This window comes from Pseudomonas sp. N-137 (genome assembly GCF_034555295.1).
In the GTDB taxonomy this organism is placed as follows: Bacteria; Pseudomonadota; Gammaproteobacteria; order Pseudomonadales; family Pseudomonadaceae; genus Aquipseudomonas; species Aquipseudomonas rhizophila.
In genome coordinates this window covers 30,594-46,683 of record NZ_JAXUDQ010000010.1, presented here as the reverse complement: position 1 = coordinate 46,683, position 16,090 = coordinate 30,594, and the positions used below count along the sequence as shown (strand labels likewise).

Here is a 16,090-nt window from a genome sequence, read left to right as displayed (position 1 = left end):
TGTCTTGGGAGGGTATTCAGTTTATGACCGGTCAGTTTCGTAGGCTGGTGACAGCGCTTCCTTTATAGTGGCCGTTCGATTGCCCTGTCGTGGTCGGCATGATTTGCGCCGCATTATCGCGTTTCAAATCAGGCACGATGGCGTAGGGTTGTGGTCGAACCGTGAACTCAAGTGATTGAAGGGACATCGCCATGCTGGACTGGAAAAACCGCGCGGGCAGCGCGCCTGAACGTGCCGCCGAGCCGAAATCGGCCACCCGCAGCTACCTGGGTGGGCTTTTTTTCAGCCGGGCACTGGCCACCCTGGTCGGCCTGTACTTGCTGGTGACCATTGCCGTCGGCTGGTACTGGAGCCAGGAGCCCGCCCTGTTCCCCGTGCAGCAGAACGCCCAGGCGGCCGCGGAGAAGGAAGGCCGGCAAATGGTGATCGGCTACACCACCGTCGAGACCCTCAAGACCGTGGCCGAAACGCTGCTGACCAAGCCAGGTGGCTACATTTCCAACGACCGGTTCCCGCCGGGCCTGTGGATGGACAACATGCCGAGCTGGGAATATGGCGTGCTGGTGCAGGTACGCGACCTGAGCCGCGCTCTGCGCAAGGACTTCGCCCGATCCCAGTCCCAGTCCGCCGAGGACGCCGACCTGGCCAAGGCCGAGCCGCGCTTCAACTTCGATAACCGCAGCTGGGTGCTGCCCTCCAGTGAGTCGGAGTACCAGGAAGGCATCACTCTGCTGAGCCGCTATCAGGCGCGCCTGTCCGATCCGAACCAGAAAAGCGCGCTGTTCTATGCCCGCGCCGATAACCTGAATAATTGGCTGGGCGATGTCGGCACTCGTCTGGGTTCGCTGTCCCAGCGCCTGTCGGCCAGCGTGGGCCGGGTCAAGCTCAACACCTCGCTGAAAACCGAAGTCACGGCCCCGGGCCAGGTACCGCAAGTGGACGAGGAGGTGGTCGAAACCCCGTGGATGCAAATCGACAACGTGTTCTACGAAGCTCGCGGCCAGGCCTGGGCGCTGTCGCATTTGCTGCGCGCAATCGAAGTGGATTTCGCCGATGTGCTGGCAAAGAAAAACGCCACGGTCAGCGTGCGGCAGATCATTCGTGAACTCGAAGCCTCCCAGGAGCCGGTCTGGAGCCCGATGATCCTCAATGGCAGCGGCTTCGGTGTATTGGCGAACCATTCGCTGGTGATGGCCAACTACATTTCCCGCGCCAACGCGGCGGTGATCGACTTGCGGCAACTGCTGAACCAGGGCTGACAGATGGAAGAAAGTCCGCGGGAGGTCGCTCATCGAGTGGCCTCGGATGCCGAGCTTATCGCTTGGGTCGATAAAGACGACAACCTGCTTGGCAGCCTGGTGCGTGCGGACCTGCGTGAGCGCGGTCTGATCGGGCGCGGCACCTACATCATGCTGTTCAACTCGGCCGGTGAGTTGTGCGTTCATCGGCGGACCCTGAGCAAGGCAATCTATCCGGGTTTCTGGGACGTGGCGGCCGGCGGGATGGTGCAGGCCAACGAGACCTATGCCGAGTCGGCGGCTCGAGAGCTGGCGGAAGAGTTGGGCGTGAGCGGCGTCGAACTGACGGCCCATGACCATTTTTATTTCGAAGACAGCGGCAGTCGCCTGTGGTGCTCGGCGTTCTCGGCCGTGTGGGACGGGCCGCTGATTCTGCAACCTGAAGAGGTACTCGAGGCGCGTTTCCTGCCGGTCGACCAGGTGCTCGATGAAATCCAGCACAAGCCTTACTGCCCGGACTCTCTGGCGGCACTGGAGCGCTATTTGCGAGCCCATGGCGATGATGTCGCAAAGAAGCGCTAAATTGGCGCCGATTGGCCCTTAGCAAGTTAGCTTTTTGCCGTTACACTGCGCGACTTTTCAAGCTGAATCGCTGTCTGCGATCCAGTAGCGCTGCCCCTGCCTGAGTGGGGCTTCGCGGTCGGGGCACTTACTTTTGCCCGGCCAGTCTTTGTCCTCCCAAGAGGATTGCCGGTGGCCAAAAAAGCCGCATCCTTCGCCGCCTTGGGCGGCCTGGTATTTTCTACCGACGCCGGTCGTCATTGCCCTGATTGCCGCCAGCCGGTGGATGCCTGCATCTGCAAACAGACCACCATCCCGGAAGGTGACGGTATCGCTCGCGTGCGCCGTGAAAGCAAAGGTCGCGGCGGCAAGACGGTGACCACGATCACTGGCGTGCCGCTGGCCGAGGACGCGCTCAAGGAACTGGCCACCACGTTGAAGAAACGCTGTGGCACCGGTGGTGCTTTGAAAGACGGCATCATCGAGATCCAGGGCGATCACGTCGAGCTGCTGCTGGCGGAACTGACCCGACACGGCTTCAAGGCGAAAAAGTCCGGCGGCTAGCAGCCTCTGTGAAAACCACCCTCGGCTTGATTCGAACCCTTTCTACGAAGCACGGTTCGAAGTCGCCCACATGGTTTTCACAGAGCCTGTTCTGAACGGGTTTCTAAACTCAGCGCTGTGAGCAGGGTCTACCTTGCTTACAGGCAAATCGTCATTTCCATTCTCTAGACTGCTCCAGCCTCCTACCGGATGGTGCATTTTGACTTCTTTATAGGGGACTTCGATGTCCGTACGACGCACACGCAAAGACGATGGCAGCCAATGGACAGTTGCGGACAGCCGCAGTGTTTACGGGATCCGCCATTGGGGGGCCGGGTATTTCGCGATCAATGACGCCGGTCGCGTCGAAGTCCGTCCGAACGGTCCAGGCAGTTCGCCCATCGACCTGTTCGAGCAAGTCGACCAGTTGCGCCAGAGCGGCCTGTCGCTGCCATTGCTGGTGCGCTTCCCCGACATCCTGCAAGACCGCGTGCGCCAGCTCACCGGTGCGTTCGACAGCAACATCGCGCGCCTGGAATACCAGAGCCAGTACACCGCGCTCTATCCGATCAAGGTCAACCAGCAGGAAGCGGTGATCGAAAACATCATCGCCACCCAGAACGTTTCCATCGGTCTTGAGGCCGGCTCCAAGCCCGAGCTGCTGGCGGTGCTGGCCCTGGCGCCCAAGGGCGGGACTATCGTCTGCAACGGTTACAAGGACCGCGAGTTCATTCGCCTGGCGCTGATGGGCCAGAAACTGGGCCATAACGTCTTCATCGTGATCGAGAAAGAATCCGAAGTCGGCCTGGTGATCGAAGAAGCCGCGTCGCTCAAGGTCAAGCCACAGGTCGGCCTGCGGGTACGCCTGTCGTCCCTGGCGTCGAGCAAGTGGGCCGATACCGGTGGCGAAAAGTCCAAGTTCGGCTTGTCTGCCGCGCAACTGCTGTCGGTGGTCGAGCGCTTCCGCGCCGCTGGCCTGGATCAGGGCATCCGCCTGCTGCATTTCCACATGGGCTCGCAGATCGCCAACCTGGCGGACTACCAGCATGGCTTCAAGGAAGCGATCCGCTACTACGGTGAGCTGCGCAACCTCGGCCTGCCGGTGGATCACATCGATGTTGGCGGTGGCCTGGGCGTGGACTATGACGGTACGCACTCGCGCAATGCCAGTTCGATCAACTACGACATGGACGATTACGCCGGTGTCGTGGTTGGCATGCTCAAGGAGTTCTGCGATGCCCAGAGCCTGCCGCATCCGCACATATTCTCGGAAAGTGGTCGCTCCCTGACCGCCCACCACGCGATGCTGGTGGTGCAGGTGACCGACGTCGAGAAACACCACGACGACGTGCCGGTGATCGAAAACAAGGAAAGCCTGCCGGAGACCGTGCAGTGGCTGGTTGACCTGCTGGGCCCGACCGATATCGAGATGGTCACCGAGACCTACTGGCGCGCCACCCACTACATGAGTGACGTGGCCGCCCAGTACGCCGACGGCAAGCTGACCCTGGCGGAAAAAGCCCTGGCCGAGCAGTGCTACTTCGCCGTGTGCCGTCGCCTGCATAACTCATTGAAGGCCCGCCAGCGCTCCCACCGTCAGGTGCTGGATGAGCTCAACGACAAGCTCGCCGACAAGTACATCTGCAACTTCTCGGTGTTCCAGAGCCTGCCGGACACCTGGGCCATCGGTCAGGTGCTGCCGATCCTGCCGCTGCATCGCCTCGATGAAGAGCCGTTGCGCCGCGCCGTGCTGCAAGACCTGACCTGCGACTCCGACGGCAAGATCAAGCAGTACGTCGACGAGCAGAGCATCGAAACCAGCCTGCCGGTGCATTCCCTCAATCCGGGCGAAGATTACCTGTTGGGCATCTTCCTGGTGGGTGCCTACCAGGAAATCCTTGGCGACATGCACAACCTGTTCGGTGACACCGACTCGGTGAACATCTACCAGAATGCCGACGGCAGCGTGTACCACGCCGGTATCGAAACCCACGACACCATCGAAGACATGCTGCGCTACGTGCACCTGTCGCCGGAGGAGTTGATGACCCACTACCGCGACAAATGCGCCAGCGCCCGTATCAGCGCCGCCGAACGCACCCAGTTCCTGGATGCCCTGCGCCTGGGGTTGACGCGGTCGTCCTACCTGTCTTCCTGATGGCGGCCTGAACGCCCTCCGGGACTGTCAGAAAATACACCGTGTGCTGCGGGTTTTTTCGGATAGTCCCGGAGGGCGTTTTTATTTGTGCCGCTGTTATTTCCGAACACTGGTGCATTTAACCGGTGGTGTCCTTATTTCGTGTAGTCCCTTTCCTAACTTGTACTTGGGCTCTCTACTCGGCCATGGCTCTCAGCGAGAATCCTCAGCCGCCCCTCCTGTAGAGAAACGCCGATGTCCGATCCAGCCAGCGAGCCGTCATTTCGTCTGGAGATAGCCGGTCTGCCCGAATCCTTTGTTGTCGTGGCCTTCACGGGCAGCGAAGCCATCAGCGAACCCTTTGTCTTTGATGTGGAGCTGTTGATCGGCGATACGCCCCTGGACCTTGCCGGGTTGCTCTACCGCAGCGTCTGGTTGAGTTTCGACGCTGGAGGGCGGGGCATCCATGGGCAGATTCACGAGCTTGTCCAGCATCGTCAGGGCGCTGCTTGCCGGGTACGCATCGGGCCGAAGCTGGCGTGCCTGGCGCAACGATTCAGCCAGCGGGTGTTCAGTGCCCGCTCAGTGCCGCAAATCATTCGCCAGGTGCTCAAGGCCCACGGCATTGCCGGACGCCAGGTGTGCCTGGCTTTGAGTGGTGATTATCCGCTGCGCGATTTCTGTACCCAATATCGGGAGTCAGATCTGCAATTTCTCCAACGCGTGTGCGCCGAGGCGGGCATTTACTTCCATTTCGAGCAGGCTCGGGATGGGCATTGCCTGGTTTTTGCTGACAGCACGGACGATTCCCTGCCCGATGGCGAGACGCTTTACAGGCTCGAGGGAACGGCTCCGGCGGTGCGCAACTGGCGTGTACAAAGCGATGTTTCGGGGGAGCAAGTAGCCTTGGGCCGCAGCGATCTGATGGGGCTGCATTGCGGCCGGACGCTGTCGCTGGCAGGGCACCCTATCGAAGGCTGGAACCAGCCCTGGCTGTTGACGAAAGTCGAGCATCGCGCGCAGGCCGGCGTATATGGCAACCATTTTCGCGCCATTCCTGCGGGATGGCCGTTCGTGGCGACCGGGGTTGCGGCAAAACCTCGCATGCTGAGTCGGCAGCGCGGCTGGGTGGTCACGGTCGATGAGCCGCAGATGCAGGTGGCGGGGCGAGTGGCGGTGCAGTTCGACTGGGTCTATCAGGGAGAGGGAGCCAGTCCCAGTCATTGCTGGCTGCCGTTGGCCCCTGAGCTGGCCGCTTGGGGGCACGCCATTGGCAAGGGCACCGAGGTGCTGGTGAGTTTTATCGAGGGCGACCCGGATCGTCCATTGATCAGTGCATTGCTCGACGCGCCGGCATCTCGGGAAGACGCGGATGAATCCCCCCTGAGTGAAACGTCCCAACCAGTCCATGAGGGCTCTGGCATCGACCCGCTTCTGTTGGCGGCGATCCAGAGTGCCGAGCCGTTGGTGTTGTTGTGTCTGTTGCCCGGGGGCGGCAGCTTCAACCCCTGTAGCCAGCCGTTGTGCACCTGCCGCATGCTCACGCAGCTCGGCGCGGGCGCTGCTCCATGAATGCTGCCGCCATGTCTGCATCAGCGCCGCAATGGCTGCTGCTCGACGTACCCGGTGCGCCGGACGCCGCGCAGCGTTTGCAGGAGCAGTTCGCCGAGATCCGGCGCTTTGCCTTGTTCGAAGGCACCGAATTGCACGGGCTGAGGGAGCATGGTCCGTTGCTGGTGGATTTGCAGCAATCGCCGGCACTGGCCAGCCTGTGTCACCTGGATGCCGGCGCCTGGCCGGGGCTGTTGTTGGTCAGCCGAGCGTCAGAGGCGCAGTTACTGGCGCATCTGCGGCGCATGTTGACGGTGACGTTAGGCCTGCATCACAAGGCCTTGCTGAACTATTACAACCCTCACACGGCCAGTTATTTCTTCGACGGTTGCGATCCTCGGGAACTCAGTTGCTGGCTGGGGCCGATCAGCCTGGTGCGCTGGTTCGGCGGGACCTGGGGCGACAGGACCATCGGCAGCCAGGGCTGGCAGCAACTCTGCAATCCGGGGCTGGCAGTACCGGCACTGGAAAATGAACACAGCCTCAGCGACTGGCAGCAAAGTCAGTTGCAGCGATGTCTGCTGGAACGCCACGTCTGGCAGTGGTCTTGTTCTACCGGACGGGATTTCCGCCTGCTCTGGGAGGACTTGCAGCAAGGGCTGACCCTGGGGTTCACCGAACGACCGGTACTCGACGACTGGTTATGGCTGCGCCTGCAGTACCCCAATGCCCGACCCGTGCCGGGGCTCAAAGGCGGTTCGCAGCGCGAACGCCTGGATCACCTGCGGCGGCTGTGGCAGGACAATCAAGGTTGAAAAGGTCAATGGGCGCCGGCACCGAACCAGCTATCGCGCTGTTGCATGCGCCAGGCGAAAGCACCCAGGGTCAGGCTGCGCAAAGCCATGAACAGCAGGAAAGTGATCCACAGCCCGTGGTTGCCCAGCGCTTGCAGTACCCAGGCAAACGGCGACACCAGCAACAGGGTCAACAGCATGCCGTTGCGCATTTCCCTGGCACGAGTGGCGCCGATGAACAGGCCATCGAGCAAATAACTCCAGACCGCAATCAACGGCAGCGCTGCCAGGTAAGGCAGGTAGCGGTAAGCGGTGTCGCGCACGTCCGGAATATCGGTCTGCATATCGATGAACAGGTGGCCGGCGAGCAGAAACAGTAAGGCAAACCCCACGCTGGCAATCAATGACCATCCGCAGGCCACCACCAGCGAGCGGCGCAGGGCCAGGCGGTCGCGGGCGCCGATGGCGTGACCGCACAGCGCTTCGACGGCATGGGCCAGACCGTCCAGGGCGTGGGCTGTCAGCAGCAGACCATTGAGCAGCAGCGCGTTGGCTGCCACGGTCGCATCCCCCAGACGCGCGCCTTGCACCGTGATCAGGAAGAACACCGCTTGCAGCGCCAGGCTGCGAATGAAAATGTCCCGGTTCACCGCCAGCAACGGACGCCAGCTTTGCCACACCCCCAGGGCCGCCCAGGCGATCTGCCCCGGCCAGGCCCGCAGCGTGTTGCGCGCCAGGATCAGACCGACCAGGGCGCCGGTCCACTCGGCAATCACCGACGCCCGGGCCGAACCGGTCACGCCCCAGTCCAGGCCGATCACGAACCACAGGTTCAGGGCGATGTTCACCAGGTTGGTCACCAGCAGGATCGCCAACGGCGCCCGGGCATTCTGAGCACCGAGAAACCAGCCCACCAGCGCATAACTGGCCAGCGCCGCTGGCAAGCCAAACAGCCGGGTGTGGAAAAAGTCCCGGGTCAACTGCTCAAGCTCGGCGGATGGCTGCATGAAATGCAACGCCACGCCACTCAACGGCACGCCGACCGCCCCCAGCACCAGCGCCAACCCCATCGCCAGCAGCAGACCTTGCAGCAGCACCTGCCTCAACGCCGCTCCATCCCCACGCCCGGCTGCCTGGGCGGCGAACCCGGTGGTGCCCATGCGCAAGAAACCCATGGCCCAGGCCAGCACCGTATACAAACTCGCCCCGACCGCCACCGCGCCTAACTGATGGGCATGGGGCAAGTGGCCGATGACGGTGCTGTCCACCAGTGCCACCAGCGGCACGGAAATGTTCGAGAGAATCATCGGCGCGGCCAGCGCCCATACCCGGCGGTGGGTAAGACGGTCGCGCCAGTCGGTGATCAGGTTGGACATGCGAGCTCCTTGGCGGAGCGCGATTGTAGCGGGTTCTCGCATGATCGTTTTCATGCTCCGCGTGGGAATGCCTCTAGGGACGCTCCACGTTCGATCTCAAAAAACTCTGTGGGAGCAAGGCTTGCCCGCGATGAAGATGACGCGGTCTTTCAGGGCGCCGAGGCGCCTGTATCGCGAGCAAGCTTTGCTCCCACACAGTGCTCTCGGCCCTAGTGAATGATCCAGCTCAACAACCACAACCCCAGCACCAACCAGATAATGCCCAGGATGATCGATGCCCGCATGAAGGCGCGGATTGCCGAGTACAGCAGCATGAGCCCGAGGATCAGCGCAATGATGCTGATGATCGAGGTGTCCATGCCCAGTGTGCGCGACAGGCCATCGACAAAGTTGCCGCCAGCATTGGCCAGGGTGTTGAACAGGCCGCTGAGCAGGTCGACGATAAACCGGATCACCGAACCGAGCGCCTGGCCGAGCCATTCGAAAAAGCTTTCTACCTGCATGTGTACATCCTGATGAGAGAGATCGGAATCGAGCCTTGGGCTTCTGGTTGTAAGAGCGGCTGAAGGCCAAGATCGTTCGATTATGGGGCAAAACGCCGCTTCGTACCGAGACGCTTGCCTTCCCTCGTCATCCCCCCGAAGCTATGCGCATTCAGGAGACCCCGATGAACCTTGTTGAACTGACCGAACGCCTGCATGCCATTCGTGACCATAACGATTGGCGGCAATTTCACAGCCCGAAAAACCTCGCCATGGCCGCCAGTGTGGAAATGGCCGAACTGGTGGAGATTTTCCAGTGGCTGACCGAGGACCAGTCGCGCCAGTTGCCGGCGGACAAGCTGGCCCACGCTGGGCAGGAAGTCGGTGACATTGTGTTGTACCTGTTGCTGCTGTGCAGCGAGCTGGGGTTGGATATGGAGGCTGTGGTGCGCAGCAAGCTGGCCGACAGCGAGCGGCGGTTCGGCCAATGAGCGATCGCCATTTCGATCAGCTCGCCACGCGCTTTGCTGAAAAAATCTACGGTGGGGCCAAAGGTGCGATCCGCCTGGCGGTGCTGCAGGCCGATCTGCTTGAAGCCTTGCCTGAGCGTCCGTTGCGTGTGTTGGACATAGGCGCCGGCTTGGGCCACATGTCGTTGTGGCTGGCCGAGCGCGGCCATCAAGTGACCCTGGCCGAGCCAGCCGAGCCCATGCTCGAAGGTGCCCGTCAGCGATTCGCCGATGCCGGTCAGAGCGCAACGTTCATTCAGGCACCGTGGCAGGCGCTGCCCGACCAGCTCACTGAGCCTTACGACCTGGTGCTGTGCCACGCGGTGCTGGAATGGCTGGCCGAACCCCATGCGATCCTGCCGGTGCTGCATCAACTCACGGTCCCGGGCGGCTGGTTGTCCCTGGCGTTCTACAACCGCGACGCGCTGGTTTATCGCAACCTGCTCAAGGGGCATTTTCGCAAGTTGCGCAAAAATGACATGGCCGGTGAAAAACAGAGCCTGACCCCGCAACAACCCCTTGATCCGCGGGAATTGGCGGCGCAACTTGAAGGCGTGTGGCAGGTCGAAACTCAAAGTGGTGTGCGGGTTTTCCATGACTACATGCCGGTGGAGTTCCAGGGCCGCGTGGAGCTGGCGCAGTTGCTGGAGATGGAGCTGGCTCACCGCCGCCATCCGGCGTTTGCCGGGTTGGGGCGTTATCTGCACTGGGTCTGCCGTCCCCTCTGATCTGAAAGAGCAATCGGAGCGCGAAATGAAAGGTCGTTCAGGGTTGTTGGTGTTGTGCCTGGGACTGACTGCCTGCCAGGGCAGCAACCCGTATGTCGCCACGTCTAACCCGCTGCCACCGGCGCCGCCGCAGGCCGCCACGGTGTTTGACCGCAGCGCTTACCCCGCGCCACCCCGTGACTACGGGCGCTATCGCAGTTGGGCCTGGCTCAACGGGCGACTGCCACCGGGCACCGCTTGGGCGGACTCGGCCCAGGTGGCTGAAGCGGTGAGCAACGCCCTGGATCAACGCGGCCTGCGTCCATTGCATGACAACCGCCCGGCCGACCTGTTCGTCAGTGCCGACCTGCGCCTGGAAACGCGCGTGCGTCAGGTTCGGGACGACTATGATTCCGGTTACTACGGCGGCTATAACCGTTACGACCGCTACGGCCCCGGCTATGGCATGTATCACTCGGTGCCGGTGGTGCGCACTTATCGGGAGCAGGTCGTGGTGGTGCGAGTGGACCTGTTCGATGCCCGTAATGGTCAGCCGGTGTGGAGCGCCAGCGCCGAGACCAGCCAGCGCGGCAGTCAGAGCGCGCGCACTGATGCCATTCGCGAAGCGGTGGAAAAAGCCCTGTCGGCTTATCCTCCAAGTTGATTACGCAACGGAGAAAAACCATGTTTCGCCGTATCGCTCTACTGGCTTTTACCCTGTTGCTCGGCGCCTGTGCGGGTACCCCGGTCAACCACGACTTTGACACCAGCCGGGATTTCTCGGCTTACCGCAGTTGGAGCTGGAAAGAGCCGGCGCTGCAATATCGTCCCGATGATCCGCGCATCAAGAGCGACCTGACCGAACAGCGGATCCGCCAGGCGGTTGCCGATCAACTCGACCAGCGCGGTCTGCGCCCGGCCCAGGCTGGCGGGCGAGGGGATGTGATGGTCCAGGCCTACCTGATCGTCGAGGATCGCCAGCAACAGATCACGACCAACTACGGCGGTGGTTGGGGCAGCCCTTGGAATGGCTATTGGGGCGGGCCGATGTACAACGAAACCCGCAACATCAGCTACAAGGTCGCCACGGTGCAGATTGACCTGCTCGATGGCAAGGACGGCAAGCTGGTGTGGCGTGGCAGTGATGAACGAATGCTCAGCAACTCGCCCAATCCGACGGATCGCAGCACCGCAGTGCGTGAGACGGTTGCGCGGATCCTGGCGAACTATCCGCCGCGGTAGGCGGATTCAGCATCGAAGCCAACTGACCCACCGCTATCGCGAGCAGGCTCGCTCCCACAGGGGATTTGTGTCGAACGCAGGCCCCATGAACGCCCGAGACCCCATGTGGAAGCGAGCCTGCTCGCGATGACGGCAGCCCATTCAACATCGATGCAAGCTGACCCACAGCTATCGCGAGCAGGCTCGCTCCCACAGGGGATCTGTGTCGGACGCAGGACCCATGAACGCCCGAGAACCCATGTGGGAGCGAGCCTGCTCGCGATAGCCATCGCCCATTCAGCAAAGATGCCGGTCCTCAGCCAGCCGGCCGCCAGCTCCCCACCATATGCTCCAAGTCCCCCGAACCGATCAATCGCAAGTCCCCGCTGGACCCCGCGGCACTCGCCAGCAGTGTCACTTCGCTGGGCAGGCGCACCGGCTTCTTGAAGGTGACATCGATCTCGACGTTGGCATCGGGTAAGTGTTCGTCCAGCGCCGCCAGGGTCCTGGCCTTGTTCCACAGGCCGTGGGCGATGGCGGTGGGGAAGCCGAACAGCCGGGCGCTGAGGCCGCTCAGGTGGATCGGGTTGTAATCGCCAGACACCTTGGCATATTGCCGGCCAATGTCAGCCGGCGCGGTCCAGTGCGCCACTTCAGTCAATGCCTGAATCTCTTGCAGCGGCTCTTCCACCAACGCGCCGTCAAGCTGGACGCCCTTGCAAAGCATCTGGCTCTCGGCCTCCCACAACGGCCCCAATTGATCATCAATGCGAGTCACAAGGTCGAACACCGCGCCCTTGGGGTGAGCTTGCAGATTCTGCACGTTGACGCGAGCCTGCACTTGGCTGACCCCGCCCATGGGCCGCAGTAAACGGATGCGATTGCTCAAGTGGATCAGCCCCAGCAACGGGAACGGAAAGTCCCGGGCGGTGAGCAATTGCATCTGCAGGGCAAACGCCAGTACGTGGGGGTAGGTCGGCGGCAGCAGTCCGTTTTCGGCAAAACCGCAGACCTTGCGATAGGCCGCCAGGCGTTGCGGATCGACCTGTATCACTTGGCGCAGTCCGTCCTGGGGCAAGGTTTTTCCAGTGACCTTGCGCCGTGTCGCGGCTTTCACGTACAGCGAGGACATACCGGGCGCGGCGTTTACTTCATGCCATTGGATCGTCATGGTCATGCTCCCAGGAGGCTTTGCCCGCACACCCGCAGCGTTTGGCCGGTAACGGCGCCCGTCCCCGGCTGGGCGAGCCAGGCCACGGCTTCGGCGACGTCCTGTGGCAGGCCGCCCTGGCCCAGGGAACTCATGCGCCGCCCGGCTTCGCGCAGGGCGAAAGGGATGTCGGCGGTCATGCGGGTTTCAATGAAACCCGGGGCTACGGCGTTGATGCTGATCCCCCGAGGTTGCAGGACCGGCGCCCAGGCCTGGGCCAGACCGATCAATCCGGCCTTGCTCGCTGCGTAGTTGGTCTGGCCGCGATTGCCGGCGATGCCGCTGATGGACGCCAGCAGAATTACTCGGCCATTGTCCCGCAGGGTGCCACTGTCGAGCAGGGCCTTGGTCAGCACCTGCGGCGCGTTGAGGTTGACCGCCAGCACCGCGTCCCAGAACTCCGGGGTCATGTTGGCGAGCGTCTTGTCCCGGGTGATGCCAGCGTTGTGCACCACGATGTCGATGCCGTCGGGCAGGTGTTCAGTCAACTGTGTAGCGGCGTCTTCAGCACAAATGTCCAGCGTCACGCTGCGCCCGCTAAGGCGTGCAGCCAGGGCTTCGAGATCGGCCTTGGCCTGCGGGACGTCCAGCAGGATCACGTCGGCGCCATCGCGGGACAGGGTTTCGGCAATGGAGGCGCCGATCCCGCGGGCCGCGCCGGTGACCAGAGCCTTGAGGCCGGTGAGCGGACGCGTCCAGTCCTGGACCTGCGCCTGGCAGGCATCAAGGCGAATGACCTGCCCGGAAACGTAGGCGCTCTTGGGCGACAGGAAAAACCGCAGCGCACCTTCCAGTTGGGCCTCGGCGCCGTCACCCACATACAGCAATTGCAGCGTCCCGCCATGACGCAACTCTTTGGCCAGGGAACGGCTGAAGCCCTCCAAGGCCCGCTGCGTGCTGGCGGCAAACGGATCGGCGAGACCTTCCGGAGCGCGGCCGAGGATGACGACATGGGCGCTGTGGTCGAGGTTCTTCATCAGGGGTTGGAAGAACTCGCGCAGTTGCTTGAGCTGGTCGGCCTGCGCCAGATGACTGGCGTCGTACACCACCGCCTTGATTTTCGGACCGTGACCGGGGATCCATTCGGTGGCCAGTGTCGGTTCGCCCCCGTAGATGAAGATCGCATCGGTCAGGCGCTTGGCAAATGCGCCGATCTGTTCGGTCAACGGCCCGCCGCCCAACAGCAACGCACCTTCGATCGGCCGCAGCCGCCCGGCCTGCCAGCGCTCCAGGCGGGCCGGCGATGGCAGGCCCAGCGCACCGACCAGACGCAGGCCCAGGGGCGAATTGGCGAAGTCGATATAACGGTCTGACATGGAACACACTCCGGCTGATGAGGTTCAAAGTGTGGACCATGATTGGCAATCAGTCGTTCGATTGGCCAGATAAAGCCTAAGCTTGTGCGGGAGCCGGGTTTCCGCAGGCCCATTGGCGCATCCGGACATACACAGGGAGTTCTTCATGACACAGCTACGCCGCGTCGCGATCATTGGTGGTAACCGCATCCCCTTCGCCCGCTCCAACGGGGCCTATGCCACCGCCAGCAACCAGGCGATGCTGACCGCCGCGCTCGAGGGGCTGATCGAGCGCTATAACCTGCATGGCCTGCACATCGGTGAGGTGGCCGCCGGTGCGGTGCTCAAGCTTTCCCGGGATCTGAACCTGACCCGCGAATGCGTGCTCGGCTCGCGGCTATCGCCCACCACCCCGGCCTACGATCTGCAACAGGCTTGCGGCACGGGGTTGGAGACTGTGCTGTTGACGGCCAACAAGATCGCCCTCGGGCAGATCGACAGTGCCATTGCCGGCGGCGTAGACACCACCTCGGATGCGCCGATTGGCGTCAACGAAGGGCTGCGCAGAATCCTGCTGCAAGCCAATCGCGCCAAAACCACCGCTGAGAAAATCAAGACCTTCCTGCAACTGCGTCCCCAGCACCTCGTTCCCGAACTGCCGCGCAATGGCGAGCCACGAACCGGCCTGTCCATGGGCCAGCATTGCGAACTGATGGCTCAGACCTGGCAGATTCCCAGGGAGGAGCAGGACCAATTGGCCCTGGAAAGTCATCAGAAAATGGCCGCGTCCTACGCCGAAGGCTGGCAGAACGACTTGATGACGCCGTTTCTCGGCCTGACACGGGACAACAACCTGCGTCCAGACCTGACCCTGGAAAAACTCACCGCCCTCCAGCCGGCCTTCGAAAAAAGCGCCAAGGGCACGATGACGGCGGGCAACTCCACACCATTGACCGATGGCGCGTCACTGGTGCTGCTGGGCAGCGAAGAGTGGGCCAAGTCCCGGGGGTTGCCGATCCTGGCGTATGTGCGCGACGGCGAAACGGCAGCGGTGGATTTCGTCAACGGAGCAGAAGGGTTGTTGATGGCGCCGGCCTACGCCGTGCCTCGGTTACTGGCGCGCAACGGCCTGACGTTACAGGACTTTGATTACTACGAGATCCACGAGGCATTTGCCGCTCAAGTGTTATGCACACTCAAAGCCTGGGAAGACCCGGATTATTGCAAGACGCGACTGGGCCTCGACGCTCCGTTGGGCAGCATAGACCGCAGCCGGCTGAACGTGAAAGGCAGCTCCCTGGCCGCCGGCCACCCGTTTGCCGCCACGGGTGGAAGAATCGTCGCCAACCTCGCCAAGTTGCTGGACGCGGCGGGGCGGGGCCGCGGTCTGATTTCCATCTGCGCGGCCGGTGGCCAGGGTGTGACGGCAATCATTGAGCGTTGAGGGACGCCTCGCGTTGTTGATGAATGAGTTCCCGTTGGCGGTTGGCGTAGCGTTCGGCCAGGATCGAACAGACGATCAGCTGCAACGGGTGATAGATCATGATCGGCAACAGGATCAGCCCCAGGCCGGGGTTGTTGCCGAAAATCAACGCGGCCATCGGCACCCCGGCCGCCAGGGATTTCTTGCTGGCGCAGAACACCGCGGCAATCTCATCGGCGTTGCTGAACCGCAGGGCCCGGGCGGTACGGGTGGTCATCCACAAAATGATTGCCAGCAACACGGCACTGCCAAGCAATGCACTGAGCAGCACAGTGTTGCCTTGTTGTTGCCAGATCCCGGACACCATCGAATTGCAGAACGCCGCGTAGACCAGCAGCAGGATCACCAGTTTGTCGATGATGCTGGTGTAGCGTTTGTACCGCCCGAAAAAACCGGCCAGCCAGCGCCGCAGTAACTGTCCGAGCACCAGCGGCAGCAGCAACATCAGGCAAAGGTCGAGCAAAGTCGCACCCAGATCGATACCCCCGGCGCCGCTGCCGACCACGAAACTGACCAGCAGTGGCGTCAGGAAAATCCCCAGCACGCTGGACAGGCTCGCGTTGAGAATCGCCGCCGGTACGTTACCGCCGGCGCTGCCGGTCAGGGCCACCGAGGACGAAATGGTCGAGGGCAGGACGCACAGGTAAAAGAACCCCAGCATCAGCAGTGACGGCACATGGCGACCCAGAAGCCAATCGCTGACCAGCCAGATCAACGGAAACACGCCGAAGGTAAAGACCTGCACCATCACGTGCAGTCGGGTGTTTCTCAGACCGTGGCGGATCTGCTCGCCGGACAGGTTTATCCCGTGCAGGAAAAACACGACAAAGATGCCGATATTGACCACCCACTCGGCATGCATGGCGCCACCCGTAGCGCCAAAGCTGGGAAACAGATACGCCAGCAACGTGGCAAGCAGCATGCCGCACAGGAACCAGTCGGTTACCAGGCGTTTGAGGTGTCTGAAAATGTGCATACGGCAC

Annotated in this window: 16 protein-coding genes; 11 read left to right on the top strand and 5 right to left on the bottom strand. The window is 62.3% G+C overall.

Annotation, left to right across the window (positions count from 1 at the left end; genetic code table 11):
* Positions 1-191: 191 nt before the first annotated feature.
* The 6 genes from T3A99_RS09830 to T3A99_RS09805 all read left to right on the top strand — a co-directional run bounded on the left by T3A99_RS09830 (position 192) and on the right by T3A99_RS09805 (position 6,845).
* Positions 192-1,259: a DUF2333 family protein gene (locus tag T3A99_RS09830; protein WP_047227394.1), complete on the top strand. Its 1,068-nt coding sequence runs from the start codon at positions 192-194 to the stop codon at positions 1,257-1,259.
* A gap of 3 nt (positions 1,260-1,262) precedes the next feature.
* Complete coding sequence (locus tag T3A99_RS09825) at positions 1,263-1,820, top strand: NUDIX hydrolase (RefSeq protein WP_322834250.1); 558 nt, start codon at positions 1,263-1,265, stop codon at positions 1,818-1,820.
* Positions 1,821-1,991: 171 nt separating this feature from the next.
* Positions 1,992-2,363 (top strand): translation initiation factor Sui1, encoded by a 372-nt coding sequence (locus tag T3A99_RS09820; protein ID WP_047227396.1) that lies wholly within the window; start codon positions 1,992-1,994, stop codon positions 2,361-2,363.
* 223 nt (positions 2,364-2,586) lie between these two features.
* Positions 2,587-4,500 (top strand): arginine decarboxylase, encoded by a 1,914-nt coding sequence (gene speA / locus T3A99_RS09815; RefSeq protein WP_047227397.1) that lies wholly within the window; start codon positions 2,587-2,589, stop codon positions 4,498-4,500.
* Between the two features lie 234 nt (positions 4,501-4,734).
* A complete protein-coding gene (locus T3A99_RS09810; protein ID WP_322834249.1) occupies positions 4,735-6,051 on the top strand; it encodes a type VI secretion system Vgr family protein in 1,317 nt (438 codons plus the stop codon).
* Positions 6,048-6,845, top strand: coding sequence for a DUF4123 domain-containing protein (locus tag T3A99_RS09805; RefSeq protein WP_188252125.1), 798 nt, complete (start codon positions 6,048-6,050; stop codon positions 6,843-6,845). The genes T3A99_RS09810 and T3A99_RS09805 overlap by 4 nt, the downstream gene beginning before the upstream one ends.
* Before the next feature lie 5 nt (positions 6,846-6,850).
* Here T3A99_RS09805 and T3A99_RS09800 read toward each other — a convergent pair whose 3' ends face one another.
* On the bottom strand, positions 6,851-8,200 hold the full coding sequence (locus T3A99_RS09800; RefSeq protein ID WP_107321485.1) for an MATE family efflux transporter: 1,350 nt from the start codon (positions 8,198-8,200) through the stop codon (positions 6,851-6,853).
* A gap of 209 nt (positions 8,201-8,409) precedes the next feature.
* Entirely contained in the window at positions 8,410-8,703 is a 294-nt protein-coding gene (locus T3A99_RS09795) for a hypothetical protein (protein WP_047227401.1), read from the bottom strand.
* 164 nt (positions 8,704-8,867) lie between these two features.
* Here T3A99_RS09795 and T3A99_RS09790 point away from each other — a divergent pair, with 164 nt between their 5' ends.
* From T3A99_RS09790 to T3A99_RS09775, 4 genes are read left to right on the top strand one after another with little or no spacing between them, the layout of a single operon-like run.
* The gene (locus T3A99_RS09790; RefSeq protein ID WP_076382820.1) at positions 8,868-9,173 is read left to right on the top strand and encodes a MazG-like family protein; all 306 of its coding nucleotides are present in this window, start codon (positions 8,868-8,870) and stop codon (positions 9,171-9,173) included.
* Positions 9,170-9,919 (top strand): methyltransferase, encoded by a 750-nt coding sequence (locus tag T3A99_RS09785; RefSeq protein ID WP_047227403.1) that lies wholly within the window; start codon positions 9,170-9,172, stop codon positions 9,917-9,919. Before T3A99_RS09790 ends, T3A99_RS09785 begins: the two co-directional genes overlap by 4 nt.
* A 25-nt stretch (positions 9,920-9,944) precedes the next feature.
* A complete protein-coding gene (locus T3A99_RS09780; protein WP_322834248.1) occupies positions 9,945-10,562 on the top strand; it encodes a DUF4136 domain-containing protein in 618 nt (205 codons plus the stop codon).
* 20 nt (positions 10,563-10,582) lie between these two features.
* Entirely contained in the window at positions 10,583-11,140 is a 558-nt protein-coding gene (locus T3A99_RS09775) for a DUF4136 domain-containing protein (protein WP_047227405.1), read from the top strand.
* A gap of 295 nt (positions 11,141-11,435) precedes the next feature.
* Here T3A99_RS09775 and T3A99_RS09770 read toward each other — a convergent pair whose 3' ends face one another.
* Together T3A99_RS09770 and T3A99_RS09765 are read right to left on the bottom strand one after the other, a co-directional pair.
* Positions 11,436-12,290, bottom strand: a complete 855-nt coding sequence (locus tag T3A99_RS09770) for a MaoC family dehydratase (RefSeq protein ID WP_139048470.1) — start codon at positions 12,288-12,290, stop codon at positions 11,436-11,438.
* Positions 12,291-12,292: 2 nt separating this feature from the next.
* On the bottom strand, positions 12,293-13,645 hold the full coding sequence (locus T3A99_RS09765) for a 3-oxoacyl-ACP reductase (RefSeq protein WP_076382814.1): 1,353 nt from the start codon (positions 13,643-13,645) through the stop codon (positions 12,293-12,295).
* A gap of 145 nt (positions 13,646-13,790) precedes the next feature.
* On the opposite strand from T3A99_RS09765, the gene T3A99_RS09760 reads away from it, so the two are divergent.
* Complete coding sequence (locus T3A99_RS09760; RefSeq protein WP_047227408.1) at positions 13,791-15,068, top strand: acetyl-CoA C-acetyltransferase; 1,278 nt, start codon at positions 13,791-13,793, stop codon at positions 15,066-15,068.
* On the opposite strand, the gene T3A99_RS09755 is transcribed toward T3A99_RS09760, so the two are convergent.
* On the bottom strand, positions 15,055-16,083 hold the full coding sequence (locus tag T3A99_RS09755) for a bile acid:sodium symporter family protein (RefSeq protein ID WP_316912552.1): 1,029 nt from the start codon (positions 16,081-16,083) through the stop codon (positions 15,055-15,057). The two genes, T3A99_RS09760 and T3A99_RS09755, sit on opposite strands and share 14 nt — an antisense overlap.
* Positions 16,084-16,090: the final 7 nt, after the last annotated feature.

Excerpts from the sequence above, each read along its gene's own strand:
- speA (WP_047227397.1), top strand. The coding sequence starts at position 2,587 with ATGTCCGTACGACGCACACGCAAAGACGATGGCAGCCAATGGACAGTT.
- T3A99_RS09775 (WP_047227405.1), top strand. The coding sequence starts at position 10,583 with ATGTTTCGCCGTATCGCTCTACTGGCTTTTACCCTGTTGCTCGGCGCC.
- T3A99_RS09800 (WP_107321485.1), bottom strand. The coding sequence starts at position 8,200 with ATGTCCAACCTGATCACCGACTGGCGCGACCGTCTTACCCACCGCCGG.
- T3A99_RS09795 (WP_047227401.1), bottom strand. The coding sequence starts at position 8,703 with ATGCAGGTAGAAAGCTTTTTCGAATGGCTCGGCCAGGCGCTCGGTTCG.
- T3A99_RS09765 (WP_076382814.1), bottom strand. The coding sequence starts at position 13,645 with ATGTCAGACCGTTATATCGACTTCGCCAATTCGCCCCTGGGCCTGCGT.
- T3A99_RS09785 (WP_047227403.1), top strand. The coding sequence starts at position 9,170 with ATGAGCGATCGCCATTTCGATCAGCTCGCCACGCGCTTTGCTGAAAAA.
- T3A99_RS09755 (WP_316912552.1), bottom strand. The coding sequence starts at position 16,083 with ATGCACATTTTCAGACACCTCAAACGCCTGGTAACCGACTGGTTCCTG.
- T3A99_RS09825 (WP_322834250.1), top strand. The coding sequence starts at position 1,263 with ATGGAAGAAAGTCCGCGGGAGGTCGCTCATCGAGTGGCCTCGGATGCC.
- T3A99_RS09810 (WP_322834249.1), top strand. The coding sequence starts at position 4,735 with ATGTCCGATCCAGCCAGCGAGCCGTCATTTCGTCTGGAGATAGCCGGT.
- T3A99_RS09830 (WP_047227394.1), top strand. The coding sequence starts at position 192 with ATGCTGGACTGGAAAAACCGCGCGGGCAGCGCGCCTGAACGTGCCGCC.
- T3A99_RS09760 (WP_047227408.1), top strand. The coding sequence starts at position 13,791 with ATGACACAGCTACGCCGCGTCGCGATCATTGGTGGTAACCGCATCCCC.
- T3A99_RS09790 (WP_076382820.1), top strand. The coding sequence starts at position 8,868 with ATGAACCTTGTTGAACTGACCGAACGCCTGCATGCCATTCGTGACCAT.
- T3A99_RS09770 (WP_139048470.1), bottom strand. The coding sequence starts at position 12,290 with ATGACGATCCAATGGCATGAAGTAAACGCCGCGCCCGGTATGTCCTCG.
- T3A99_RS09805 (WP_188252125.1), top strand. The coding sequence starts at position 6,048 with ATGAATGCTGCCGCCATGTCTGCATCAGCGCCGCAATGGCTGCTGCTC.
- T3A99_RS09780 (WP_322834248.1), top strand. The coding sequence starts at position 9,945 with ATGAAAGGTCGTTCAGGGTTGTTGGTGTTGTGCCTGGGACTGACTGCC.